A 25061-nucleotide genomic window follows, 5' to 3' on the forward strand; every position below is an offset into this window, starting at 1 on the left:
CGTCACGATCTGCGCTCGCGTCTGCACATCGTGACGAGTGAGCGACCTCGTCGCGGTTCGCTCGTCACGGAATCCGGCCGCCCTCGCGAATCGCGACGAGTGCCCGGGTGCGAAGCGCCAGGTCCTGTGCAGAACGGGGCGATGCGGCATCCCCGGGCCTAGCATGGACGGGATGTCTCTTTCCCGGCCCGAACTCTCCGCAGAACAGCGCGAGGTGTTCGAGCTCATCGAGGGCACGCGCGAGCACGTGTTCGTCACCGGGCGCGCCGGCACCGGCAAGTCGACCCTGCTGAACCATCTCGCCTACAACACGCAGAAGCAGATCGCGGTGTGCGCACCCACCGGGGTGGCCGCGCTCAACGTCGAGGGCCAGACGATCCACTCGCTGTTCCGGCTCCCGATCGGCCTCATCGCGAACGGGCAGATCGAGCAGTCGGATGCCACCCGCAAGGTGCTCAACGCCATCGACACCCTGGTCATCGACGAGATCTCGATGGTCTCCGCGGACCTCATGGATGCCATCGACCGGTCGCTGCGGCAGGCTCGCGGCCGCCGCGGGGAGCCGTTCGGCGGCGTCCAGGTGGTCATGTTCGGCGACCCCTACCAGCTCGCGCCCGTGCCGCCGCGCGGCGACGAGGCGCGCTACGTGCAGGACCACTACCGCTCGTTCTGGTTCTTCGACGCGCACGTGTGGACCGGCAAGCCGGCGACCGACGGCATCCTCGACATCGGCGAGCACGGCGCCGAGCTGAACATCCGCGAACTGCGCGACATCCACCGTCAGTCCGACGACGGATTCAAGGCGCTGCTGAACGCGGTGCGCTACGGCCGGGTGACCGCCGACATGGCCAAGGTGCTCAACGACACCGGCGCCCGGCGCCCGCCCGAGCCCACCCCCGACGAGCCGCCGATCATCACGCTGGCAACCCGCAACGACATCGTCAACTCGATCAACAAGCGCCACCTCGACGCGCTCCCGGGACGCGCGCTGACCGCCCGCGCCGAGATCAACGGCGACTTCGGCCGCGGCGAGGCGAACTATCCGGCCGACTCGGAACTGCAGCTGAAGACCGGCGCGCAGGTGATGTTCCTGCGCAACGACACCGGCGCCGGATTCGGCGAGGTGCCGCGCTGGGTGAACGGCACGATCGGCACCGTCACGCGCATCGCGGGCGGCAGCGTGCTCGTCGACGTCGACGGCGAGGAGCACGAGGTCGAGCCGGCCGTGTGGGAGCGCATCCGCTACGCCTACGACCCCGGGTCCAAGACCCTGAGCCGGGACATCGTCGCCGAGTTCACGCAGTTCCCGCTGCGCCTCGCCTGGGCGGTCACGATCCACAAGTCGCAGGGCAAGACGTACGACCGGGCGATCGTCGACCTCGGATCGGGCGCCTTCGCCCCCGGGCAGACGTACGTCGCGCTGTCGCGGCTGACGACCCTCGACGGGCTGTATCTGTCGCGTCCGCTGCGGCCCCGCGACATCCAGGTCGACCCGGACGTGCGGCGGTTCATGGCCGGCGTGCATCGCCCGCCGGCGGCGCCGGATGCCGCATCCTCCCCGGCGGCTCCTCCCGTCACATCCTGAGCGCGAGAACCTCGCGCCCTGAGCTTGTCGAAGGGCATGAGCTGAGGGTTCTTGGGCTTCGACAGGCTCAGCCCGCGTGACGGAGGGCGGAACCGTTCGCCGTGACGGCGTTCCCGCCGGTCGTACAGGTAATCCTCGGCGTACCTTGTGTTTCAATGAGGGTGGACATCGTCGGGGGGAGGATGCCGATGACAGGCAGCGGTCGGCACATCGCTCGCATCATGGCCGTCGTCGCGTCCATCGCGGTCGCCGGCGTGGCACTGGCAGGGTGCACCGGCGGCGTGGGCGGCGCGGCCGCAGCACCCCAGCCGGTCACCACGAAGTCGCTTCCCGCCGACGTGCAGAAGCAGCTGAGCGGGGCCGTGCAGGCCGCGATGAAGGCCACCGATTCGTCGGGCGCGATCGTCACCGTGACGGCGCCGTGGGCGGGCACGTGGACGGCGGGCCTGGGCACGACCACCCCCGGCGGCAAGACTCCGGTGACGACCGACATGACCTTCCGTGCCGGGCAGATCACTCGCGCCATGACCTGCGACGCGCTGTACCGCGTCGCAGCATCCGGACAGATCAAGCTCACCGACAGCATCGCCGACTACATGGACGGCATCTCGTCCCTGAAGGACGCCACGCTGGGCGACCTGTGCGACAGCACGTCGGGCATCGGATCGTACGGCGGCCAGCTGTATCCCCAGGAGGTCGCCAACCCCGCGCGGCAGTGGAGCGCCCGTGAGCTGGTGTCGTACGGCCTCGGCAACGCGTCCAGCGCGGCGCCGGGCACCAAGTACGTCCCCTCGGATGCGGGTTACCTGCTGCTCGGTCTCGCCCTCGAACAGGCCACCGGCGAGACCCCGGCGCAGATCCTGCAGAACCAGGTGTTCCGTCCGCTGGGCCTGCAGCACACGACCCTGCCGGGGGATGCCGCGGCACCGCCCGTGGCGGGCGGCTCCGAGGCGCTGCCCGGGTACGCCGTGCAACGGAGCTCGAACGGCGCTCTGCAGTGCAAGGCGCCCACCGACGTCACGACGATGTCCGCGACGTACAGCTCCACCGATTCCGGGGTCGTCACCGACATCACCGATCTCAGCACCTACGTGCGCGCCCTCGCCACCGGCGCCCTCGTGTCCGACAAGAGCCGGTTCCAGAACGCCCTCGCGGTGAGCCCGACCAGTCCGGTCTGGTTCACGGCGGCCGGCGGTGCGCTCCAGGCCGGCAGCCTCATCGGCCAGTACGGCAAGTCGCCGGGCTACCTGACCGCGGCCTTCTCGGAGCCTGTGAGCGGACTCACGGTCGCGGTGGTGCTGAACAACTCGACCGCGACCTCCACGACGGCGCTGTCGCTCGCCTGGCAGCTCGCGGCCATCGCCTCGAAGGCCCCGGCATCCGGAAGCAGCACCGCACCCGCCGCGGGCCTGCCGTGGACGGCCGACACGTACGCCGCCGCCGTCCAGGCGAACGCCGTCTGCCGCAAGTGATCCCGGCGCCGTAGGCTGGCGTGTCACGGAGGGAGACGCGGTGGGCGCAGTGATCGTGGTCGGAGTGGAAGACCGGATGCCTCCCGCCGTGCTCGTCGAAGCCGGTCGTCTCGCGCGTGACCTCGGCGCGGAGCTCGTGTGCGGCCATGTCGACCGCGGGCAGTACGCGGTGTCGGAGGATCCGGACGGCACGGTGCACTCGCGCCCGATCGATCCCGACCTGCCCGGGCAGCCCGATGCGGTGTTCCCGGAGGAGCTGACCGCGCACATCCGCGAGGTGCTCGCCGCGTCCGGCTGCGGCGACGTGGCCTGGTCGGGCCGGGAGCTCGCGGGCGATCCCGCGCACGCGCTGGCGCACCTGGCGGACGTGCTGGATGCCCGCCTCATCGTCGTGGGAACCCACGAGCCCGGGGTGCGCGGCGGCCTGCGCGAGTTCTTCCAGGGGTCCGTCGCGACGCATCTCGCCCACCGGCAGCACCGACCTGTGCTCGTCGTCCCGGTCGGCGACCCCCACCCGGGCCCGGGTGCGGGCGCGTGAGTCCGCACCGGCCGCTTCATCTGCGGGGGACGGCGATCGGGCTCGTCGTGCTCGGCGGCGCCGTGGGGACCCTGCTGCGCTACCTGCTGTCGCTGGTGATCCCGTCGTGGCAGGGGATGCCGCTGGGCATCTTCGTCGTCAACGTGTCCGGCGCGTTCGTGCTCGGCTGGCTGCTGGAGGCGCTGTCGCGCAGTGGTCCGGACGAGGGCCGGCGCCGCACCGCCCGGCTTCTCGTCGGCACCGGCGTGCTCGGCGGGTACACCACGTACTCGACCTTCGCGGTGGACACCGACGGGCTGCTTCTGACGGCGCAGTTCGGGCCGAGCGCGCTCTACGGCCTGGCGACCGTGCTCGTCGGGGCGGCGGCATCCGTCGCGGGCATCGCCGTCGGCGCGGCGGTCGCGCGGCGTCGCGGAGGGGCGCGCTGATGGCGGCGCTGTGGGTGATCGTCGCGATGTCGGTCGCCGGCGGCGTCGGGGCCGGATGCCGGTTCGTGCTCGACGGGTTCGTCAAGGCCCGGGTGCGGCTCGCGTATCCCGTCGGCACGACGATCATCAACGTGACCGGCTCTTTTCTGCTCGGACTCGTGACCGGGCTGGCGCTGGCGCATGCGCTGCCGTCGGAGTGGCGGCTGATCCTCGGCACCGGGTTCCTGGGCGGCTACACGACGTTTTCAACGGCGAGCCTCGAGACGGTGCGCCTCGCCCAGGAGGGGCGGTGGCGGGCATCCGCCCTGAACGCGTTCGGGATGCTGGCCGGCTCCTTGATCGCCGCCGCCCTCGGACTCTGGCTGGGCGGCCTGACGGCCTGAACCTCAGGGGCCGGGATCAGAGCGCCCGGTCCGCCTCCGCGTCGCGGGCGGCGCGGATGCGGTGGAGGCTGTTCTGGTAGCGCTCCTGGTGGATGCGGGCATGCATCCACTGGTCGACCTGGCGCACGCCCGGGGTGGCGCGCAGGCGGGCGAGCAGATCGGTGAACTCGGCCAGCGAGTGGAAGGTGATGGTCGCGACCATGTCGTAGCGGCCGACGCCGCGCGCGCAGAACTCCAGGGTGGGCTCGGCGAGCAGCAGTTCGAGGGCGGCTTCGTCGTCGCCGTCGAGTCCGATGCCGAACCCGAACGCGAGGCCCTCGGCATCCGCCTGCTCGCGCAGCAGCACCGCGCCGATGCGCATCACGCCGGCATCCAGCAGGCGCGTGACGCGGGTGCGGCATCCGCTGATCGACAGCCCCACCTGCTCGCTCATCTCGGCGTAGCCGAGACGGCCGTCGACCTGCAGCAGCTCCATGATCTGCAGGTCGACCTCGTCGAGCGCCGGCGCGAAGAGGGTGGGCTCCTCGCCGAGGAAGAAGCTGCGCAGCATCCGCTCGTACAGCATCACCGCGACCTCCATGACCCCGGGCATGGCGCGGACCGCGCGGAGGTCGTTCTGCAGCTCGGTGAGGGTCGTGACGTGCAGTTCGACGACGAGCTGCATGGGGCCGGTGATCTCGGAGATGAACACCGTGGAGTCGATCTTGGCGATCTGCCGGGCGAGCTCCTGGGTGTCGCCCTCGGCCCGCACCATGAAGTGCGCGAGCACGTCGAGTCCGAGCAGGCGCGGGTGCACGGCGGCGATGACGCGGAGCGAGCCGTCGTCGAGCATCGGCCCGATCCGGCGGGTCACGTTGGCGCGCGTGGTTCCCAGGCGGCGCGCGAGATCGCTGAACGACGCGCGTCCGTCGCGCCGCAGCAGGCCGATCGCGCCCTCGGTGATCTCGTCCACGGAGACACCGTATCGCATGGCGGAACCGCAGGGATGCAACTTTGCGATACAAACGGGATGATTCTGCAAACATGTATTGACACACGGGTTTGAGCGGTGCATGATCGTCACCACACGGCATCCCGACTCTTCATTGGAGAAGAACCATGAATCTGCGTGTCCTCGGTCTCGCGGCGGTCGCCACCGCCGCACTCCTGCTCACCGGCTGCTCGGCCTCGTCGAACGGCGGCTCCGGCGCCGGCGCGGCGAACGCGAACTCGAAGGCCCCGGAGGGCCTGCTCGAAGCCGGCACCCTCACCGCGTGCATCGACCCCGAGTACGCCCCGCTCGAGTACTACAAGAACGGCTCCTCGGGCGACATCGTCGGCTTCGACGCCGACGGCGTGCGCGCTCTCGCCGCGCACTGGGGCGTCACCGCGAAGCTCAGCGCCACGTCGTTCGACGGCCTCATGCCGGCCCTGAACGCGAGCCGCTGCGACATCGTCTGGAGCGGGCTCTACCAGAGCGACAAGCGCAAGGCGATCTCCGACTCCTCGCCGGTGATGCAGGCCGGGCCCGCGGCCGTCGCCGCCCCCGCGCTGGCCGCCAAGCTCAGCACCGCCGAAGACCTCTGCGGCCTGCGCGTGGTGACCCAGTCCGCGTCGGCGAACTCGTCCGACGTCGCCGACCTGTCCAAGAAGTGCGTCGCCGACGGCAAGAAGGCCATCTCGCAGAGCAACTACCCGCAGACCGCCCAGACGGTGCTCGCGGTGCTCAACGGCAAGGCGGACGTGCTCGTCGAGACGAACGTCGGCGCCGCGTACATCGCGTCGCAGAACTCCGGCAAGCTCGCGGTGGCATCCAACAGCGTCTTCCCGTCCGAGACCACCTTCGGCGTGTTCACCCGCAAGGGCGACAAGCTGAGCGCGCCCGTCGCCGAGGCGCTGAAAGCCCTCTACGCCGACGGCACCCTCACGAAGATCGCCAAGCAGTACAACCTCGACCCGGCGACGCTCGAGGTCTCCAAGTGATCGCCCCGCCGATCACGAACGGAGTCTTCTGACATGGGTTTCGATCCGCACATCTTCTGGGAGCAGCTGCTCAATCCCCAGTACCTCTGGGGAGCCCTGCTCTCGATCGGGGTGGCCGCGGTGGCGCTTGTCATCGCGACCGTGCTGGGCTTCTTCCTGGCTCTCGGGCGCACGTCCGCGAACCGCTGGGGCAGCGCCGCGGCCGGCGCGTACATCTGGTTCTTCCGCGCGATCCCGGCACTTCTCGTGCTGCTGATCATGTGGAACGCGCTGCCGCAGCTGATCCCGATGTTCAAGGGCGACTGGTACTCGCCGTTCATCGCGGCCTCGGTGGGCCTCGGCCTCGTCGAGGCGGCCTTCATGGCCGAGATCATCCGGGCATCCCTCTCGAGCGTCGACGACGGACAGGGCCTGGCCGGCCGCGCCCTCGGGATGACGCCCGGCTCGGTGATGCGCAAGGTGATCCTGCCCCAGGCGATCCGCACGGCGCTGCCGCCGACGGGCAACGAGTTCATCGGCCTGGTGAAATACTCGTCGCTCGCGTCGGTGATCTCGCTGCAGGAGCTGCTGACCACGGCGCAGGTGGGCGTGAACGTCACGTTCCGCTATGCCGAGTACTACGCGGTCGCGATCATCTACTACCTGGTCATCGTCACGATCATCACGCTCATCCAGGGCCGCATCGAGAAGAAGTTCGCGTGGACCTCGCGCGCCGGCCGCAAGCTGCTGCGCACCACCGCCACCGAGACGCAGGTGATCGCGGTGCGAAAGGCCCGCGGCGAGCGAGAGGAAGTGAACGCATGACCACCGTCACCGCCACCGCGACCCCGACGCTGCAGGTGAAGGCGCTGCACAAGAGCTACGAGGGTCTCGAGGTGCTCAAGGGCGTCGAGTTCGAGATCCACCGCGGCGAGGTCAAGGCCGTGCTCGGCCCCAGCGGGTCGGGCAAGTCCACGATGCTGCGCCTGATGGCGCTGCTGGAGCCCGCCGACCGCGGCGAGGTGCTGCTCGAAGGCAGTCGTATCGGCTCCACCGGAGACGCCGGCAGGCCGCGGCACCACCACGAGCGCAAGCTCGCCGTGGAGCGCCGCGACATCGGCATGGTGTTCCAGCGGTTCAACCTGTTTCCGCACATGAACGCGCTCGACAACGTCGCCCTCGCCCTGACGAACGTGCAGAAGGCCGACAAGGCCGACGCCCGCGAGCGGGCGTACGGGATGCTGGAGCGCGTGGGCCTCGGCGAACGCGCCGGGCACTTCCCGTCGGAGCTGTCCGGCGGGCAGCAGCAGCGCGTCGCGATCGCCCGTGCCCTGGTGCTGAACCCGAAGGTGATGCTCTTCGACGAGCCGACGTCGGCCCTCGACCCGGAGCTGGTCGGCGAGGTGCTCGACGTCATGGAGAAGCTGGCCGCCGAGGGGATGACGATGATCGTCGTCACCCACGAGGTGCGCTTCGCCCGCCGCGCCGCCGACGAGGTGTCGCTGTTCGACTCGGGCGTGCTGGTGGAGCAGGCATCCCCCGACGAGTTCTTCGACAACCCGCAGCACGAACGCACGAAGAGGTTCCTCAGCCATGTCCACTGAAACGGCACTGTCCACTGAATCGCCGCTGGCCGTCTACACCGACACCGACGACATCGACCCCGCGCCGGGGATCGAGATCCTCGAGCAGGCCGGATTCCGGGTGGTGCGCCTGGAGACGCGCGACGCCGACGAGATCGTCGCGGCCGCGCAGGATGCCGAGGCCCTGCTCGTCGGGTACGCGCCGATCACCGCCGAGCTGATCGCGCGGCTTCCCCGGCTGCGGATCGTCGCGCTGCTGTCGATGGGCGTCGACAACGTCGACGTGCCGGCGGCGACCGATGCCGGCGTCTGGGTGGCGAACATCCTGGGCGCTGCGACCGACGAGGTCGCCGCGCACGCGCTCGGCCTCGCGCTCGCGGCGCGGTCGGTCGACCGTGCCGCACAGGGCGTGCGTGCCGGCGGATGGCGCTTCGACGAGGCGCCGAAGGTCACCACCGAGTGCACCGTGGGCATCCTCGGCCTCGGCCGGATCGGCCGCCGGTTCGCCGAGTTCGCCGCGCCGATGTTCGGCGAGGTGCTCGGCTCCGACCCGCACCTGCCCGATGATGAGGACACGCGCCGGATGCTCGCCGAGGTCGGCATCCGGCGCGTGGAGCTCGACGAGCTGCTGGCATCCAGCGACGTGCTGTCGCTGCACGTGCCGCTCACCGACGACACCGCGCGCCTCGTGGATGCCGGCTTCCTCGCGGCGCTCCCCGAGGGTGCGGTGCTGGTCAACGTCAGCCGGGGCGGGCTCATCGACGAGGACGCCCTCCTCGCCGCCCTCGACTCCGGGCACCTCGCCGGTGCCGGACTGGACGTGCTCACCACCGAGCCGGCCGCCGCCGGCCACCCCTTCCGCACCCACCGGCGCGTCGTGCTCACCCCGCACGTCGCCTATCTGTCGACGCGCACCAGCCGCACCTACGCGACCATGCAGGCGCAGAACGTCGTCGCGTGGCTCACCGGCGGCACGCCGAACACCCCCGTCAACCGACCCGTCGCGCTCGTCGCCGACTGACCCGAAAGCCTCCCATGCGCAAGCTCTCCCTGCCCGATCGCGCGCTCGACGACCAGGGCGCGAAGATCGTCGTCGCCCGCCGCATCCGCATCCTCGATGACGCCGACACCGTGGCCACCGCGATGCTCGTCGTGAACGGCCTCGTCGCCGCGGTCGGCACCCTCGCCGACTGCCGGGACGCCGCGGCCCGCTACGCCTCGCAGGAGCCCGAGGTGCACGACCTCGGCGACGCGGTCGTCGTTCCCGGGTTCATCGACGCGCACGCCCACCCCCTGATGCTCGGCCAGATGATGAGCTGGGTGGACTGCGGACCCGAGAAGGCCGGCAGCATCCCCGAGATCGTCGCGCTGCTGCAGGATGCGGCGGCACGGACACCCGCGGGGCTTCCGGTGCGCGGGTACGGCTACGAGCAGCGCAACCTCGCCGAGCGCCGGCATCCCACCCGCTTCGAGCTCGACGAGGTCGCCACCGACCGCGAGGTGTACCTGATGAACGCCTCGGGCCACGGCGGGGTCGTGAACAGCTTCACGTTCGAGACGTACGGCGTGACCCGCGACACCCCCAACCCGCAGGGGGGAGAGTTCTTCCGGGATGCCGACGGCGAGCTGACCGGCGAGCTGTCGGACGCCGCCTGCAACATCCTCACCGGCGTGCGGGGTGTGAAGATCGGGCATCACGGCCCGAACTTCCACCTCGGCGACGCCCCCGAGGAGCACGTGCGCCAGCTCGAGGCGGCGCAGCGCAACTTCCTCGAAGGCGGCGTCACCGCGATCGGCGACTGCCAGGTCTCCAGCCGCGAGTTCGACACCTACCTGCGCCTGGCCGAACGGCAGGGCCTGCACCTGCGGGTGTCGATGTATCTCCTGTCGCACCTGCTGGACGAAGCCCTCGACATGGGCCTGCGCGGCCAGTTCGGCAACGCGCAGCTGAGCTTCGCCGGCATCAAGCTGTACGCCGACGGCACGCTCGGCGGCTGGACGGCGTACTTCCCCGACGGCTACGTCGGCGACCCGTGCCGCACCGGCCAGCTCTACCACGAGCCGGCCGAGTACGCGGAGCTCATCCGCCGCGCCCACGAGGTCGGGCTGCAGACCGCGACCCACGCCCAGTCGCCGACCGCCATCGAGATGGTGGTCGCCGCGATCGAGGCCGCGCAGGCGGCGGACCCCCGGCCGGATGCCCGCCACCGCATCGAGCACTGCGGGCTGCCGACCCCCGAGCAGATCGCGCGGATGGCGTCCGCCGGCATCCGTCCGGTGAACCAGCCGCAGCACTACTACAACTGGGGCGAGGGCGTGGAGCAGGCGATCGGCACTCCGGGCGAGCGGTTCAACCCGCTCGGCGAATTCGTGCGTGCCGGCGTCCCGGTGACGATCTCGTCGGATGCCCCGGTGGCCGAGCCCCGGCCGCTCGAGGCGATCCAGGCATCCGTCACCCGGATCACCCGGCGCGGGCACAAGCTCGGACCCGACGACCTCGCGATCGACGTGCGCACCGCCCTGCGCGGACACACGATCGAGGCCGCGCGATCCATCGGGCGGGAGGACGACCTGGGATCGCTCGAGGTCGGCAAGCGCGCCGACTTCGCCGTGCTCGACATCGACGTGGACGAGGTGGTGCCCGACGAGATCGGCCGCATCGCCGTGCTGCAGACCTGGGTCGACGGAACTCTCCGGTTCGAGGCCGCACGCGTGGAAGCGGGGGTGTGACCATGTCGACAGTGACTCTCCTCGACGGGGTGGATGCCGCCGAAGCGCACGCCGCGGCATCCGCCGGCGTCGCGATCGACAACGCCGGGCTGGCGGTGCTGCAGACGATCCGCGCGTACGGCGTGGACACCGTGTTCGGCATCCCCGGCACCCACAACCTCGAGTTCTACCGGCACCTGGGCCGCCTCGGCATGCACGCGGTGACCTCGCGCCACGAGCAGGGGGCCGGATACGCGGCCGACGGCTGGGCGCAGCGCACCGGGATGCCGGGCGTCGTCGTCACCACGTCCGGGCCGGGGCTGCTCAACGCCCTGTCGGCGGCGGGCACCGCGTACTGCGAGTCGCGGCCGCTCATCATCCTGTCGCCGGGCGTCCCGCTCGGCGCCGAGTTCGCCGACATCGGCACGCTGCACGAGACGAAGGATGCCTTCGCGGCATCCGGCGCGATCGTCGAGTGGAGCCGGCGCGTGACGACGGCGGCCGAAGCCGTCGCCGCCGTGCACGACGCGTTCGACCTGTTCCGCACCGAGCGCCCGCGTCCGGTGCACATCGAGATCCCGCTCGACGTGCTGGAGTCCGCGGCCGACGTGCCCGCCGCGGATCGGGAGGCGCGGCCGCATCCCGGATTCTCCCCGGCCGACGCCGACGCCGTGGCGCGGGCCGCGGCCCTGCTGGCCGGGGCGGAGAAGCCGGCGATCATCGTCGGCGGCGGGTCAACGCGGGCCGCGGCATCCCTGACCGCGCTCGCCGAGCGGCTCGGCGCCCCCGTCGTGAGCACCCTCAACGGCAAGGGCGTGGTGCCGGAGTCCCACCCGCTCGCGGTGGGCGCGGAGCTGCGGCTCGACGCTGCGCGCGAGGTCGTGAACGGCTCCGACGTGCTGCTGATCGTCGGTGCGAAGATCGGCGAGGCGGAGCTGTGGGGCGGCGTGGTCCGCCCGGCCGGACGCGTGGTGCGCGTCGACGTGCTGGCCAGCCAGGGGAACAAGAACGTGCTGTCCGACGTCGTGCTCGTCGGCCACGCCGAGGCGGTCGTCATGCAGCTGCGGGATGCCGTCGGCCCCGGAACGGGCGAGGTCTGGACCGACCTCGACGCGGTGCGCGCCGCGTGCGCGGCGGAGGCATCCGCGTTCCACCCGGAGACCGACCGGGCCGCGCGGGCGATCGCGGCGGCCCTGCCGGCGGACGCCGTCGTGGCGGGGGACTCGTCGCAGATCACCTACCTCGGCATGGCGAGCGCCGTGCGCCAGGACGAGCCGCACGCCTTCCTCTACACCCCGGCCTACGCCACCCTCGGCTACGGCCTGCCCGCGGCGATCGGCGCCGCCGTCGCCGAACGGGCGCGCGGCGAGCACGCGCAGCCGGTGGTGTGCGTCGTCGGCGACGGTGCGCTGATGTTCGCCGTGCAGGAGTTCGCGACCGCCGTGGAGCAGAGCGTCGACATCACCGTGGTCTGCTACGACAACGGCGGGTACGCGGAGATCCAGCAGAACGAAGCCGACCGCGGCATCCCGCCCGTCGGAGTGCGCCTCGCCCAGCCCGACTGGGCGGCGCTCGCCGACGCGTTCGGCGGTCGCGGCCGGCGCGTCGAGGCGGCGGCGGACCTGGACGGTGTCATCCGCGACGCGCTGGATGCCGGCGGCGTGAACCTCGTGCACGTCCCCGCCCGGCTGTTCGCGTAGCGCGCGGTCCGCGCCCCGCTCGCGGCCCGCGGGTCCCGCGCGCGCGGGCTCCGCTGTCCTGAAACGCGCGGTCGTGTGCAATCCAGGACAGCGGAGCGCAGGGAGGCGCGGAGCACCGCGACGGCAGTTCGCGAACGGGCTCGCGAGGATCCGTCACGAACGCACCGTTGAGACCGCCGCTCGTGACGGATCGGCGCCCTGAGCCTGTCGAAGGGCAGAACCCCGGCCCAACCCCGGGCGCCCGGCGTCAGCGGAGGATCGTGTCCAGCAGCACGTCGATCACGGGCCGGTCGACCGCGCGCACGATGCGAACCCCGCCGCGCGAGGAATCCCCGGTGCCGCGATGGATGCCGCGGAGGTCCGCGATCGTCGCGCCGCGCGCCGGGCCGTCGGCGGTGTCGATCTCGAGCGGCACCCGCGGCGCGTCGGACAGGCCGATCTCCCCGGCGGCGATGACGGCGGCGAGGGGGTCGTGCAGCGCGCACGTGCGGCGCCCGAAGATCGGGCGGTAGAAGTCCATGTAGTGGTCGAGCATCTCGGCGAGCACCCGGGCGAGGGGGTCGTCGGATGCCGCGAGTGCGTGCTGGTGCTGCTCTTCGAGCGTGTGCTGCATGGTCACGTCGAGCGGGACGAGCGTGGCATCCCACTGCGCGGTGACCTCCGCCGCGAACGCGTACGCGGCCGCTTCGGGGTCGTTGTGGATGTTGGCCTCCGCCGCCGCGGTGATGTTGCCGGGCGCGAGGCAGGCGCCGCCCATCACGGTGAACGCCTTGACCCGGGAGGGGAGCGTCGGATCGGCCTGCAGCGCCAGGGCGATGTTGGTGAGCGGGCCGACGGCGAGCACGTGCAGGGTGCCGGCGTATTGATGCGACAGGTCGATCAGCAGCTCGACGGCGGTGCGGGCATCCGGTTCCTGCTCGGAGCGCGGAAGCTGCATCCCGCCGATGCCGTTGTCGCCGTGCACGTGCGCCGCGCCGCCGCGGTAGTCCTGCGAGAAGTGGTGGTGGGCGCCGACGGCGACCGGGATGCCGGTCACCCCGGCGATCCCGAGCAGGTCGAGCGTGTTGCGCGCCGCCTGCGATGAGTCGGTGTTTCCCGACACGGCTCCGATGCCGACGAGGTCCACCGCGGGGGAGCGCAGCAGGTATCCCAGTGCGACGGCATCGTCGATGCCCGTGTCGCAGTCGAGGAAGACGGGGATGCGCTCGGTCATGTGCTCTCCTGAGGTGCGTGGTGGAATGGGCTCATGGCATCATTTCGCCCTTTGTGCGTCGTCGGCAGCGTGAACGCCGACATCACGGTTTCGGTCGCGGAGCTCCCGCAGGCCGGTGAGACCATTCTCGGGCATGCGCTGCGCCGGGATGCCGGCGGCAAGGGCGCGAACCAGGCGGTGGCGGCGGCGCGCCTGTCGGATGCCCCGGTGCGGATGATCGGTGCAGTCGGCGACGACCCCGACGGGCAGGCGATGCTGCAGAACCTGATGGATGCCGGGGTGGATGCCGCCGGCATCTGGCTCGGCGAGGAGCCCACCGGCACCGCGCTCATCACGGTGGATGCCGCCAGCGAGAACCACATCGTGGTGGTCCCCGGTGCGAACGCCGCGGTCGCGATCGACGGCGTGCGGTTCGATCCCGACGAGGCCGTGCTCGCGCAGCTCGAGATCCCGCTGCCGACGGTCGAGGCGCTGGCGTCGGCGGTGCCCGGCTTCCTCGCGATCAACGCGGCACCGGCATCCCACCTGTCCGCGGAGCTCATCGAGCGCGCCGACCTCATCATCGTGAACGAGACCGAGTACGCGGCCCTGCCCGAGGTGGCGACCGCACGGCTCGTGGCGGTGACCCACGGATCCAAGGGCGCGATCATGCTCGAGCGCGGCGTGCAGGTGGCGTCCGCCGCGGCGCCGACGGTGGCGGCGGTGTCGTCGGTCGGGGCGGGCGATGCGTTCTGCGCGGCGCTGACCCTCGCGGTGCATGCCGGATGGGCGCACGAAGACGCCCTGCGCGCCGCGTGCGCGGTCGGGGCGGATGCCGTCACCCACGTCGGCGCCCAGCCCCCGCTGCGCGGACTCGCCAGCTACGCCTGAGTCGGCGCCACCGCCGCCACCCCCGTCGCCGCGGCCGCCGCCGCGCTCGCGCGGGTGTTCGGTGTCGCCGCGGGTGCTGCGTTTTCGCGCGGGTGTTCGGAACGGGTGCGGATGCATCGGCGACCCGCGTGAGCCGAGCCCCGCCGACGTGGCGCCCGCGACACAGAGCCGGACGCGGGGCTGTGGATAACTCGGGAGCGGCCCGCGCGGATCGTTAGGGTCGAAAGTGTGGAAGAAGCACCAGCGGTACCCGCCCTGCGATTGTCGGGGCTCGTCAAGCGGTTCGGTGACAAGGTCGCCGTGGCCGGCCTCGACCTCGACGTGCCGCCGGGCTCCTTCTTCGGGCTCGTCGGTCCGAACGGCGCGGGCAAGACGACGACCCTCTCCATGGCCACAGGGCTGCTGCGGCCGGATGCCGGCACAGCCCAGGTCCACGGCATCGACGTCTGGCAGCATCCCGTCGAGGCCAAGCGCACGATCGGCAACCTCGCCGACGGGGTGCGGCTGTTCGACCGGCTCACCGGGGAGCAGCTCATCACGTGGACGGCGACGATGTTCGGCATCCCGCGTCCGCAGATCGCACCGCGGGTCAGCGACCTTCTCGACCTGATGGACCTTCGAGGTGCCGCCGGAACCATGGTCGCCGACTATTCGGCCGGCATGACGAAGAAGGTCGCGCTCGCGTGCGCGCTGGTGCACGCGCCGCGCCTGCTCGTACTCGACGAGCCGTTCGAGTCCGTCGATCCGGTGTCGGCCGCGAACATCGAGGACGTCCTGCGCAGTTACACCTCGACCGGTGGCAGCGTCATCGTCTCGAGCCACTCGATGGATCTCGTGCAGCGCATGTGCGACCACGTCGCGATCATCGTCGCCGGAGGCGTCCGCGCCGCCGGAACGATCGACGAGGTGCGTGCGGGCGAGAGCCTGCAGTCCCGGTTCGTGTCGCTCGTCGGCGGCCGTCACACCACGGAGGGGCCGGAGTGGTTGCGGCAGTCCTGAGGCTCCGGTACCGCCTCCTCGGCAACACCCTCGCCCGCAGCCCCTGGCAGCTGGTGGGTTTCGTCTTCGGCATCCTGGGCGCCGTGTGGGTGTTGGGCGCGGTCATCGCCGGTCTGGTGGCGGCCAGCATCCTGCAGGGCCTCGACACCGCACGAGGGATCGCCGTGGTCGGCGGTTCGGCCCTGCTTCTCGGTTGGGCGCTCGGCCCGGTTCTCGTCGCGGGCGCGGATGCCACGGTGGATGCCGAACGGCTGGCGCCGCTCCCGATCTCGTCGCGCCAGATCATGGTGGCGCTGACCGGGACGGGACTGACCGGCATCCCCGGAATCGCGACCTGCATCGCCGCCCTGTCGTCGGTCGTGCTGTGGATCCGCTGGCCCGTGGCCGCCATCGTGGCCGTGCCGATGGCGGTGATCGCGGTGCTGACCTGCGTCCTGGTCAGCCGGCTCGTCACCACGCTGTCGTCGGGATTGTCGGGCCGACGTCGGGGGCGCGAGATCGTCGGCACGGTCGTGCTCGGCCTCGTGATCATGACGGGTCCGATCACGACGGGCATCCTCAGCCTGCTCGACGCGGCCGGCGACCTGCCGACACAGCTCGGCACAGCGGGCACGGTCCTCGGATGGACGCCGATCGGCGCCGCATGGGCGGTGGCCGGCGATGTCGCCGCCGGTTCGTGGCTGCCGGCCCTCTTTAAGGTCGTGATCGCGGTCGGCACCCTGGCTGCCCTGTGGTTCGGGTGGGCGCGGGCGTTGCACGCGTCGACGGGGACGCGACCGGTGCAGACGACGAAGGCCGTCAAGGCGGGCACACTCGGACTCTTCGGTGTGCTGCCGACGGGCGGCGTCGGCGCGACGTGGGCGCGCTCGCTCACGGGCTGGCTGCGGGATCCCCGCTACCTGCGCCAGCTCATCTTCGTCCCGCTGTTCCCGGCCCTGTTCGCGTTCACCGGGGGAGTGGACGGCGGAGGGTTCGGCGCCTCTGCCATCATCGTCGCGATGACCCTGGCGATCGCCGGCTACGCAGACGTCTCGTACGACGGCACGGCGTTCGCGGCGGTGCTGTCCTCGGGGATCACCGGACGAGTCGACCGGTGGGGCCGCGTGCTGGGTGCCGCCTCCGTGGGCGTGCCCGCGGTCATCGTCGTGGCGGTCGTCGTCGCGGCGGTCGGCGGCGGCTGGGATCATCTGCCCGCCGTGCTCGGCGGTGCGCTCGGGCTACTCCTGGTCGGCTACGGCGTCAGCGCGGTGTCGTCCGCACTGATCGTCGTGCCGGTTCCCCGCGCGGGCGACAGTCCCTTCAAGACGGTGCCGGGTCAGACGTTCGCAAGCGGGATGCTGGTGTTCGCCGTGCTCGGCGCCTCGCTCGTGCTGGGAGCACCCGCCCTGATCCTCGCGGTGGTCGCGACGGCGACGGCATCCGCATCCCTCGGCGTCGTCGCCCTCGTCACGGGCGTCGTGGTCGGGGCGGGCGTCATCGTCGCCGGCGTGTTCATCGGTGGTCGCATCCTCGACCGCACCGGGCCGAGTCTTCTGCAGCGGATCAAGGCATTCCCGATCTGATGTGCGGTGCGGGGCGCCGCCTCGGCTAGCATTCGGGGATGGCAGATCCGGGTTCCATCCAAGACATCCCGATCGGCGGTGACGGCATCCGCCTCGGGCAGTTCCTGAAGTTCGCCGGGCTCCTGGACTCCGGCGGGATGGTGAAAGAGGCCATCGCCGACGGCGACGTCCTGGTGAACGGCGAGGTCGACCGCCGGCGCGGACGCCAGCTGCAGCCTGGCGACATCGTCACGTTCATGGAGCGCAGCGTCCGCGTCACCCGCTGAGGATGCCGAGTGCTCAGCCACCGGGTGGCGTGCGCCTGCGCGTGACAGAACTCCAGACCGGCGAGCACGCCGCGACCAGTTCATTCCAAGTCCGCCTCGTGGTCGGGCCGATCAAAACCACGTCCGTCATACCGGCGCGGACGCTTCATCCGCACGCTCTTGACGACGACCCAGATGAGCGCGGCTATCACGGCAATCGCAAACAACAGCGTGACCAGGTGCGCCGCCGAGTAGGTGTTCATAGTGCTCATGGCTATCCTCTTTGAGCTCCGCGACTATTCCCAGGCCAGCGGGCTCTTCACTGTGTAGCTTCCCGAAGAGTACGAGCACGAGGCGTCGACGTAGATCGTGAAGTACACCTCCAACGCGCTGTACGAGCCAGACCGATTGAAGTAATAGGAACTTGACGTCGTAGTCACTCTCGGAGTCGAAGAGTAGACCAGTCCGATGCCGTGGCTTCCGATGATGCCGTACCCACGCGCGTAGGCATGGAGCGTAGCCGCCTTGATCCCAGAGCCCCTGGTGAACTTGGTGGATGCCTTCCACGAGTAGTTGATCGGGCCACCGTAGTGCCCGACAGTCCCACCTATCTTGCAGGTGTGCGTCCCGCTGCCGCGGGAGACGCTGAATCCCTGCGTCCCCGCCAGCTCGGCGGTCGTGCCGGATCCAAGCACATCCTGGTTGGGCGCCGCATACGCCCGTATGAACTCCGTGTCCACGGCGTCGAAGGCTTGCCCAACCTTGTACCGAGCGTCGATCGCCTCCAATCGATCCTTGACCCGAGCCGCATCCAGGTTGCGGTTCTGCGAGTAGGTAACGGACGTCTCTGGGAGAGGAGCAAGCTTCTCCTTCTGCTCGGGCGTGAGTGCATCCTGACCGGCCGCGTAGACGCCAACCGCGACCTTCGATTCGACCGAATGGCTCGATGGTCGCGCTCCACCCGTGGGTACCGCTATCGTGCTGCATCCCGCGAGGGTCAGCGTCGCCACGGAACCAACGGCAACCGCCAGAGCGCGTTTCCAGGCGATGGCCCCTTTCGCTGATCCGGACGCACTTTTCGTTGATGTAGTCATGAGACTGTCGTACGCCGCGCCGTGGCTGTATGGCGGAAGATACGGCGAGATTGAGTAGTCAGATCGGAGTTTTGAGTAGAGGTTGTGCAATCTTTGTGCAAGGGAGCTTGGCTTGTGTGGGTCGGGGCTTTCGTCGTTGCCGCAGACGGCGCCGCGCGCGGAACGGCGGCGGTCGCGAGCCGTGCCGAGCCCTGGTTGCGAGTCGCCTCGACGATGTAGCGGAGCCCACGCGACGAGCGTCGCCGACGGTTCAGGGGCTGGTCGTCGTGGAGACCTGGTGCTCGAGCTGTTGCAGGTGCTCGCCCAACTGGCCGCTGACTGCGGGATAGCTGCCGACCGGGTCGGGGACGCGCTGCGTGCTGCCGGGAATCGCGACCAGGGCGATGACGATGGCAGTCGCCGCGGCGAGCCCGACCCCGATGACCACTGCGACGGTTCTCGAGCGCTTGCGCGTCCGGGGCTGGGCCTGCTGGTCCAGCAGGGTCTGCGCCGGAATCGGCGGCTTGGGCGGAAGAGGCGGGGCCGCGGCGGCCGGCAGGACCTTGGTCGCGGCCGCCGTTTGCGGGCCCAGGGGCTCGGTCATCGCAACTGTGCGCGTTCCATCGGGTGCCTCGGAGCGGGCACCGGGAGAGATGCTCGTCGCGTCAGCCGAAATCTGGGCCAGGCGAGCGCTGACCTCGTCCGCCGTTGGGCGGCCTGCGGGGTCACGTGCGGTCATCCGCTGCAGAAGCTCGCTCCACGCCGGGCCGAGTCGCGCGGGAATCACCGGATCGCGCGCGAGTCGTGCGCTTGCTGCCTCCACGGCGGTTCCGGGGAATTCGCAGTGCCCCGTCAGCAGTTCCAGCAGGACGAGCCCGAGGGAGTAGACGTCGGTCGCGGAATTGAGGGGCCGCCCGACGGCCTGCTCCGGGCTCATGTAGCTCGCTGTCCCGATGACGGAGCCGGTCGCGGTCAGTTTCGACGCGTCGACGAGGCGCGCGATGCCGAGGTCGGTGAGCTTGGCCGTGACTGCGTGACTCGACGCCGGCAGCAGGATGTTTGCGGGCTTCACGTCGCGGTGGATCACCCCCTGACTGTGGATATACGCCAGTGCGCGCGATAGGTCCGCCCCGGCCGCCGCGACGCCGGCGGGATCGATCGGGCCGTCCTGCAGCCGCCGCCGAGCGTCCGTGCCGGCGACGAACTCGAGGACCAGCACGACTCGGCCGTCCGCATCGCTCGTCGAGTCGAACAGCGTCACGAGGCAAGGATGAGAGAGCCGCGCCAGAAGGCGAACCTCCCCGTGCTGGCGAGCCAGGTGCTCCGCCGACCCGTTCCCGGCACGGAAGATCTTCAGCGCCACTTCGCGGCCCAAGGTCTCGTCGGTCGCCCGATAGACCTCGGCCATTCCGCCCTGACCGATCGGCTCCACCAGCCGGTATCGACCGGCGACCAGGCGTTCAGCGCCGGACGAGCCCATCGGAACTGCGTTGGTCCCCGTCATCCGCCGCCGCCGTTGCCGTCTTCGCCGTTGCCCTGTTTGCCGCCCCGCTTCTTCTCGTCTTGGTGGTGTTGCTGCTGCTGCTGTTGCTGCTGCTGGAGGTCCTGGATCTGCTGTTGCAGACGAGCCTTCGCGGCTTCATCCTGCAGCTGCGTGAGATCCGCACGGATCGTCGTGATGGACGCCGCGATCGCATCGTGCCGGGTGCGACTGATCTCGCCCTGCCGCACAGCCTCATTGTTCAGGCGTTCGAGCTCAGTGAGCTTCTGCTGCGCGGCGGCGAGGTCATGCGTGCCGGCGGCCTGCGCCACCGCGAACACCCCGTTCTGCAGCTTCGCGGCTGTCTCCCTGGAGTACGACTCGCCGCTCGCGCAACCACTGAGTGACAGGGCGAGCGCAAGCGCGCCGGCGATCGCCCATCGGGGTCTCATCCTGATCGCTCTCCGCTCCGTCTGGCCGACATCACCACCATCAACGGTAACGCTGACGATGCGGACACCGAGCTCGATAAAGGGGATCGGCATCGGCCTGGCGAGTATGGACGAGACGCCGCAAACCACGACGTCCTCGGGGCTGTCGTTCAATGGCAGAACTTCTACTTCCCAACTCTGTCAGCCATTTCTCGGAGGCTTCAAATTCCGCGGAATTCCGCGGTTTTTGGCACCGGGATCGCACGAAGCGCTACCGCACGGCACAGTCATGTGTATACCGTTGTGTACACCTGATGTGAGGAAGCGATCATGCCGAAGAGTCGCGAGCACGGCCAGGGCGCGTTGTACTGGGTCGAGTCCCGCAAGATGTGGAGAGCGGTGCTCGACGTGGGCTTCGACCCGGTCACGGGGAAGCGGCTGCAGAAGGCTCGCATGTCCAAGACCAAGGACGGTGCGGTCAAGAAGCTCAACACGATGCTTCGCGAGCGCGACACCCAGGGCACGGTGCTCGATCGATCGACGCACATCGCAGAGTTGGCTGCCAAGTGGCTCGCGGATGCGTCGACGCGGACGAAGCCGCACACCATCAAGACCTACCGGTCGAATCTGAAGGCGAATGTGCTGCCGTCGCTGGGTCGTCGCATCGCAGCAGACCTGACGCCTGCGGACGTGCGGCGCATGCACGCCGCGATCCGTGCGCGAGGTCTCGGAGATTCGACGGTCTTGAGTGCGCACCGGACGCTGGTGAGCGTTCTCGAGTACGGGCGAGCGGAGCGGATCATCGCCGAGAATGTGGCCAGGCTCGCGCCGCCCCGACGCACGGGCGGCCGACGGGCACGGTCGTCGCTCACGAGGGAGGAAGCGAAGGCTCTACTGGCGGTCGGCGATGCGCGGTGGACGCTTGCCCTGCTCACTGGGCTGCGGAGCGGGGAGGCGCGCGCGTTGCGGTGGGAGGACATCGATTTGGATGCCGGTGTCGCCGAGATCTCGTGGTCGCTCGCCGAGGGCACGTTCGAGCATGGCTGCAGCGGCAGGTGTGGGAAGAAGACCGCGGGCGGGTGCCCGCTTCGGCGTCTCGAGTTGGCGGCGGGCCTCGAGTGGGTTCAGTTGGAAGGGCGTCACGTTCTCGTCCGACCGAAGAACGGCACGGCCCGGCAGGTCCCGCTCACGACCGCTGCGGTCGCGCAGTTGCGCAAGCTCCGCGAAGAGGATGCCGGCTTGAACCCGCACGGGTTGGTGTGGCATCGTCCCGACGGGGCCGCGAGCACCAACGTCGACGACAACCTCGCCCTTCGTGCCGCGCTCAGCCTCGCGGGTATCGACCAGCCCCGGGCGACCACCCACTGGCTTCGCCACACGTACGTGACCTTGTCCGAGCACGCCGGAATCCCGTGGGCTGCCTACTCGGGCGTCAGCGGGCACAGTAGCCCCGAAGCGTCCGATCCATATCGGCACACGCTGACCGCCGAAGGGCGGCGAGCGGTTGAGCATCTCGCGAACTGGGTGGATGGCTAGGCGCCAACAAGCTGCGGAGGGCAAGAAACCGTGCAAGCCGTATCCGCATTGTTGACCTCGTCGCGCGCCCTGAGAACATCTACGAGGGTGAGTCCCATAGCGTGGTGTTACTTCCCGCGGGGTTCTCGTCGTCGTAGACGTTGAAGGGCCACCGTGGGAGACCCAGTTGTTTCCGGCAAGAAGCAAAGCAGAGATCCCACGATGACCCATACCCAGTCTGCCCTGGCGACCCTCATTTCCGAAGTCCTCGCCGAGCCCGAACTCGCGCATTCCGACGTGTTCCGGCGGATGCTGCAGGCCGGCTTGCAGGACCTGATCGACGCGGAAGCGACCGTGAAGATCGGCGCCGGTCCGCACGAACGCACCCCGGAGCGGACCACGCGCCGCAACGGCACCCGTCCGAAGGTCCTCGCGACCCCGGCCGGGGAAGTCGACCTCGCCATCCCGAAGCTGCGGGAGGGATCGTTCTTCCCCTCGCTGTTGCACCCCCGCCGCCGAGTCGACCGGGCCCTCTACGCGGTGATCTGCCAGGCCTGGATCGACGGCGTCTCGACCCGAAAGGTCGACCAGCTCGTGCGGGCGTTGGGCAACGACTCCGGTATCAGCCGGTCGACGGTGTCGCGGATCTGCTCCGAGATCGACGACGGCGTGCAGGAGTTCCTGCACCGCCGGATCGATCACACCGGGTTCCCGTACCTGTTCCTCGACGCCACCTACCTCGACGTCCGGATCCGGGGCCGGGTCGTGTCCCAGGCCCTGGTCGTCGCGACCGGGGTGTCCGGTGACGGGCGGCGGGAGATCCTTGGGATGGCGCTCGGGGACGCGGAGACCACGGACTTCTGGACCGAGTTCCTCCGCTCGCTGCGCGAGCGCGGCCTGAAGGTCGCGACCGACACCGATCCGCTCGGGGTGGCCCTGGTCACCAGTGATGCGCATGCCGGGATCAAGGCCGCGGTGAAGGCGATCCTGCCGGGCGCGGGGTGGCAGCGCTGCCGGGTCCATTTCGCGCGCAACATCACCCAGCGCCTCGGCTCTGCCCGCTCCAAACCGGTGAACGCGTTGATCTCCACGATCTTCGCGCAGACCACGACCGAGGCCGTGACCGGGCAATACCGGCAAGTCGTGGAGAGCCTTCGCGGCTCGTTCCCTGAGATCGCGGCCATGCTCGAGACCGCCGAACCCGACTTGACCGGGTTCGCGGCTCTGCCTCGCGAGCACTGGCAGAAGGTCTGGTCGAACAACCCCATCGAACGCCTCAACCGTGAGATCAAACGCCGCGCCGACGTCGTGCAGATCTTCCCCGACCGCGACAGCGTGACCCGCCTCATCGGCGCGGTCCTGCAAGAACAACACGAGGAATGGCAATACGGCGAACGCCGCTACCTCTCCGACACCTCGATGCGGAAACTCACCCATGTCCTCCACGAGCACACCGAGAGCCCCACCCTCGGCCTGCTCCTGACCGCCTGACAACCACCCATCACGGAGCAACCGGAGTTACACCACCACACGGGACTTGACCATCTACGAACGCTCGCTCTGCGCGGCAGACCGCGTCGTGGGCATTCCTGCGCAGGTATGGCGAGGCGACGCGACGCGCCGGCCGCTCCCGTTGTCGACACGCTACATGCTTGTGCTCCATGCTGATCATCTGAGCATGAATGGCGAGGTTCGGGAGACATGCAGGGATTTGACGTCGAGGACTACTTCACAGCGGAACTGATTGAGGGTCTTGCCGGGGAACTCGCGGCGCTTTTCGCCGCGGACAGCAGAAGCGGTATTGATTCGGTCGATGGGATCCTCGCACAGCGCGCCTCCGAGCCCCATTCGCGGCACTACATCTATGCCATCGCAGCCGATGCCTACCGGATGGCAGGAGTCGACGGTGTGCGAGCGTTGGCGTCTCAGGTGCGCAGCAACACGCGCGGCACGGCCCGCGCCTACTGCCTGCGGGCGCTCTGGCGCCTCGCCAACGGTAACCTTCCTCGCGTATTTAGCAAGATAGTCCGCGCGCCTGTCGCCCCCGAGGTCCAGGCGGCTTCTCACGTTGCGATCAGCGACCTCGTGGTGGATTCTCTTGGTGATCTGGAGCTCGCTCGTACGTTCTGGGGGGAGTTCAGCAGGACCGATCTTGGAGCGGATCCTCCGCTAGCTCTGTTCTACGTCAAGCTTGCTGGCGAGTCACAGTTCACACTGACCGACAAACTCGTCACGGACCTTGAGTACCTCATCTCGCAGGACCTTCCGGAGGCTGAATATCAGGGCTTTCTGACCAGCAACCCGAGCCTGCTCGACGTCACCGCGGCCGAAGTGCGTCCGCTTGCACCACTGGGCCTCGAGTTCAAGACCGACTTTGTACTCCGTCGCCACGACGGCCGATACATCGTTGTTGAGATCGAGAAGCCTCAAGATCGGCTGTTTACGAAGGGGGCGGACTTCACGAAGGAGTTCACCCACGCCGTTGGTCAGGTCCTGGACTTCCAGCAATGGGTGGCCGAGAACAATCCGTACGCCGCCAAGCACTTTCCGGGGATCACCACCCCGGACGGCATTGTGATCTTGGGGCGAAGGTCAGAACTGGACGAACGCCGAACTCGAAAACTTGAGCGCTGGCAATTCAATAGCCGCGCAATCGAGGTACTGACATTCGATGATCTCGCCGTGCGAGCACGCTACGTCTTAGGCAGCCTTCGCTCTAGCCCCTGAGGGTTCTCCTTGCGCATGCACCTCAAATAGCGACCAGCCACGTAGCGTTGCCCAGCGCTGTGTCTCACGAGCTTGACAAGGAATGGATTTGCCACCGCAGCCGGCCGCCAGAGGCTGGTCATGTCTCCAGCGATTGAAGGTATCGGACGGCTGCCCAATCTGCGGGCGCCCAGTCCAACGTCGGCAATGCGGAGACCGATACCCATCGCATGGCGTCGTGGTCCGTGCTGCGATCGGGCGGGGTGGAACCGAGAAATGCCCGAAAGCAGGTGAGTCGGATCGCGAGGCCCTCCGCGGTGGTTACGTCTGTTGTTAGCTCCTCGCCAACCTCTATCTGCACGTCAAGTTCTTCACGGATCTCACGGACGAGTGCCTCGCTCAGGGATTCACCGGGCTCTAGCTTGCCTCCAGGAAACTCCCACCGTCCACCGAATGACTTGTCGGCATTGCGTCTGCAAGCGAGAACCTCGTCGCCCCTGGTGATCACCGCGGCGACGACGCGGACTGGGTGGTCTGTGCTGGCCATGGACACACTCTAGACACGGTGCACGTCTGATCTCAGGTTGCGCTGCAGACCATCACGAGTCCCATAGGCTTCAACGGGGGA

General features: G+C 69.5%; 25 protein-coding genes. 18 read left to right on the forward strand and 7 right to left on the reverse strand.

The annotated features are described in order from the left end of the window. Window positions 1-172 precede the first annotated feature (172 nt). The 5 genes from LK09_RS17505 to crcB (LK09_RS17525) all read left to right on the forward strand — a co-directional run bounded on the left by LK09_RS17505 (window position 173) and on the right by crcB (LK09_RS17525) (window position 4406). Window positions 173-1585 (forward strand): ATP-dependent DNA helicase, encoded by a 1413-nt coding sequence (locus tag LK09_RS17505; protein WP_039402471.1) that lies wholly within the window; start codon window positions 173-175, stop codon window positions 1583-1585. A gap of 188 nt (window positions 1586-1773) precedes the next feature. Then, window positions 1774-3057 (forward strand): serine hydrolase domain-containing protein, encoded by a 1284-nt coding sequence (locus tag LK09_RS17510; protein WP_052226951.1) that lies wholly within the window; start codon window positions 1774-1776, stop codon window positions 3055-3057. Window positions 3058-3097: 40 nt separating this feature from the next. Continuing rightward, window positions 3098-3595 carry a universal stress protein gene (locus LK09_RS17515; RefSeq protein ID WP_039402473.1) on the forward strand — a complete coding sequence of 166 codons (498 nt, stop codon included), beginning with the start codon at window positions 3098-3100 and terminating at the stop codon, window positions 3593-3595. After that, window positions 3592-4023 carry a fluoride efflux transporter CrcB gene (crcB, locus tag LK09_RS17520; protein ID WP_039402475.1) on the forward strand — a complete coding sequence of 144 codons (432 nt, stop codon included), beginning with the start codon at window positions 3592-3594 and terminating at the stop codon, window positions 4021-4023. Before LK09_RS17515 ends, crcB (LK09_RS17520) begins: the two co-directional genes overlap by 4 nt. After that, on the forward strand, window positions 4023-4406 hold the full coding sequence (gene crcB, locus LK09_RS17525; RefSeq protein WP_039402477.1) for a fluoride efflux transporter CrcB: 384 nt from the start codon (window positions 4023-4025) through the stop codon (window positions 4404-4406). Before crcB (LK09_RS17520) ends, crcB (LK09_RS17525) begins: the two co-directional genes overlap by 1 nt. Window positions 4407-4422: 16 nt before the next feature. Here crcB (LK09_RS17525) and LK09_RS17530 read toward each other — a convergent pair whose 3' ends face one another. Beyond that, complete coding sequence (locus LK09_RS17530) at window positions 4423-5358, reverse strand: Lrp/AsnC family transcriptional regulator (RefSeq protein ID WP_039402479.1); 936 nt, start codon at window positions 5356-5358, stop codon at window positions 4423-4425. A gap of 146 nt (window positions 5359-5504) precedes the next feature. Here LK09_RS17530 and LK09_RS17535 point away from each other — a divergent pair, with 146 nt between their 5' ends. From LK09_RS17535 to LK09_RS17560, 6 genes are read left to right on the forward strand one after another with little or no spacing between them, the layout of a single operon-like run. Further along, window positions 5505-6368, forward strand: coding sequence for a transporter substrate-binding domain-containing protein (locus LK09_RS17535; protein ID WP_039402481.1), 864 nt, complete (start codon window positions 5505-5507; stop codon window positions 6366-6368). Between the two features lie 33 nt (window positions 6369-6401). Beyond that, complete coding sequence (locus LK09_RS17540; protein ID WP_039402483.1) at window positions 6402-7172, forward strand: amino acid ABC transporter permease; 771 nt, start codon at window positions 6402-6404, stop codon at window positions 7170-7172. Next, window positions 7169-7951: an amino acid ABC transporter ATP-binding protein gene (locus LK09_RS17545; RefSeq protein WP_039402485.1), complete on the forward strand. Its 783-nt coding sequence runs from the start codon at window positions 7169-7171 to the stop codon at window positions 7949-7951. The genes LK09_RS17540 and LK09_RS17545 overlap by 4 nt, the downstream gene beginning before the upstream one ends. Continuing rightward, window positions 7941-8951: a C-terminal binding protein gene (locus tag LK09_RS17550; protein ID WP_039402488.1), complete on the forward strand. Its 1011-nt coding sequence runs from the start codon at window positions 7941-7943 to the stop codon at window positions 8949-8951. Before LK09_RS17545 ends, LK09_RS17550 begins: the two co-directional genes overlap by 11 nt. A gap of 14 nt (window positions 8952-8965) precedes the next feature. Next, the gene (locus LK09_RS17555) at window positions 8966-10660 is read left to right on the forward strand and encodes an amidohydrolase (RefSeq protein WP_039402490.1); all 1695 of its coding nucleotides are present in this window, start codon (window positions 8966-8968) and stop codon (window positions 10658-10660) included. A gap of 2 nt (window positions 10661-10662) precedes the next feature. Beyond that, the gene (locus tag LK09_RS17560; RefSeq protein ID WP_052226952.1) at window positions 10663-12339 is read left to right on the forward strand and encodes a thiamine pyrophosphate-binding protein; all 1677 of its coding nucleotides are present in this window, start codon (window positions 10663-10665) and stop codon (window positions 12337-12339) included. Between the two features lie 247 nt (window positions 12340-12586). Here the strand turns inward: LK09_RS17560 and LK09_RS17565 are convergent, their stop codons facing one another. Continuing rightward, on the reverse strand, window positions 12587-13552 hold the full coding sequence (locus LK09_RS17565) for a nucleoside hydrolase (RefSeq protein ID WP_039402492.1): 966 nt from the start codon (window positions 13550-13552) through the stop codon (window positions 12587-12589). A gap of 33 nt (window positions 13553-13585) precedes the next feature. On the opposite strand from LK09_RS17565, the gene LK09_RS17570 reads away from it, so the two are divergent. The 4 genes from LK09_RS17570 to LK09_RS17585 all read left to right on the forward strand — a co-directional run bounded on the left by LK09_RS17570 (window position 13586) and on the right by LK09_RS17585 (window position 17249). Continuing rightward, entirely contained in the window at window positions 13586-14422 is an 837-nt protein-coding gene (locus LK09_RS17570; protein WP_039402493.1) for a ribokinase, read from the forward strand. Window positions 14423-14650: 228 nt separating this feature from the next. After that, window positions 14651-15421, forward strand: a complete 771-nt coding sequence (locus LK09_RS17575) for an ABC transporter ATP-binding protein (RefSeq protein WP_039402495.1) — start codon at window positions 14651-14653, stop codon at window positions 15419-15421. Next, window positions 15403-16983 (forward strand): hypothetical protein, encoded by a 1581-nt coding sequence (locus tag LK09_RS17580; RefSeq protein WP_039402497.1) that lies wholly within the window; start codon window positions 15403-15405, stop codon window positions 16981-16983. Before LK09_RS17575 ends, LK09_RS17580 begins: the two co-directional genes overlap by 19 nt. A 38-nt stretch (window positions 16984-17021) precedes the next feature. Next, window positions 17022-17249: an RNA-binding S4 domain-containing protein gene (locus LK09_RS17585; protein WP_039402499.1), complete on the forward strand. Its 228-nt coding sequence runs from the start codon at window positions 17022-17024 to the stop codon at window positions 17247-17249. 80 nt (window positions 17250-17329) lie between these two features. Here LK09_RS17585 and LK09_RS21630 read toward each other — a convergent pair whose 3' ends face one another. The 4 genes from LK09_RS21630 to LK09_RS21635 all read right to left on the reverse strand — a co-directional run bounded on the left by LK09_RS21630 (window position 17330) and on the right by LK09_RS21635 (window position 20386). Further along, a complete protein-coding gene (locus LK09_RS21630; RefSeq protein WP_156138883.1) occupies window positions 17330-17500 on the reverse strand; it encodes a hypothetical protein in 171 nt (56 codons plus the stop codon). Window positions 17501-17524: 24 nt separating this feature from the next. Next, a complete protein-coding gene (locus LK09_RS17590; RefSeq protein WP_156138884.1) occupies window positions 17525-18238 on the reverse strand; it encodes a hypothetical protein in 714 nt (237 codons plus the stop codon). Between the two features lie 334 nt (window positions 18239-18572). Next, window positions 18573-19805, reverse strand: coding sequence for a serine/threonine-protein kinase (locus tag LK09_RS17595; RefSeq protein WP_231563141.1), 1233 nt, complete (start codon window positions 19803-19805; stop codon window positions 18573-18575). Further along, window positions 19802-20386, reverse strand: coding sequence for a hypothetical protein (locus LK09_RS21635; protein WP_156138885.1), 585 nt, complete (start codon window positions 20384-20386; stop codon window positions 19802-19804). The genes LK09_RS17595 and LK09_RS21635 overlap by 4 nt, the downstream gene beginning before the upstream one ends. A gap of 156 nt (window positions 20387-20542) precedes the next feature. Here LK09_RS21635 and LK09_RS17605 point away from each other — a divergent pair, with 156 nt between their 5' ends. From LK09_RS17605 to LK09_RS17615, 3 genes are all read left to right on the forward strand, one after another. Continuing rightward, window positions 20543-21748 (forward strand): tyrosine-type recombinase/integrase, encoded by a 1206-nt coding sequence (locus tag LK09_RS17605; RefSeq protein WP_039402507.1) that lies wholly within the window; start codon window positions 20543-20545, stop codon window positions 21746-21748. A gap of 201 nt (window positions 21749-21949) precedes the next feature. After that, window positions 21950-23218 carry an IS256 family transposase gene (locus LK09_RS17610; protein WP_039402509.1) on the forward strand — a complete coding sequence of 423 codons (1269 nt, stop codon included), beginning with the start codon at window positions 21950-21952 and terminating at the stop codon, window positions 23216-23218. 210 nt (window positions 23219-23428) lie between these two features. Beyond that, on the forward strand, window positions 23429-24454 hold the full coding sequence (locus LK09_RS17615) for a Shedu immune nuclease family protein (RefSeq protein WP_039402512.1): 1026 nt from the start codon (window positions 23429-23431) through the stop codon (window positions 24452-24454). Between the two features lie 118 nt (window positions 24455-24572). Here the strand turns inward: LK09_RS17615 and LK09_RS21215 are convergent, their stop codons facing one another. Continuing rightward, window positions 24573-24980: a (deoxy)nucleoside triphosphate pyrophosphohydrolase gene (locus LK09_RS21215; RefSeq protein WP_082008362.1), complete on the reverse strand. Its 408-nt coding sequence runs from the start codon at window positions 24978-24980 to the stop codon at window positions 24573-24575. Window positions 24981-25061 lie beyond the last annotated feature (81 nt).

It is taken from the genome of Microbacterium mangrovi (genome assembly GCF_000802305.1).
Classification (GTDB): domain Bacteria; phylum Actinomycetota; class Actinomycetes; order Actinomycetales; family Microbacteriaceae; genus Microbacterium; species Microbacterium mangrovi.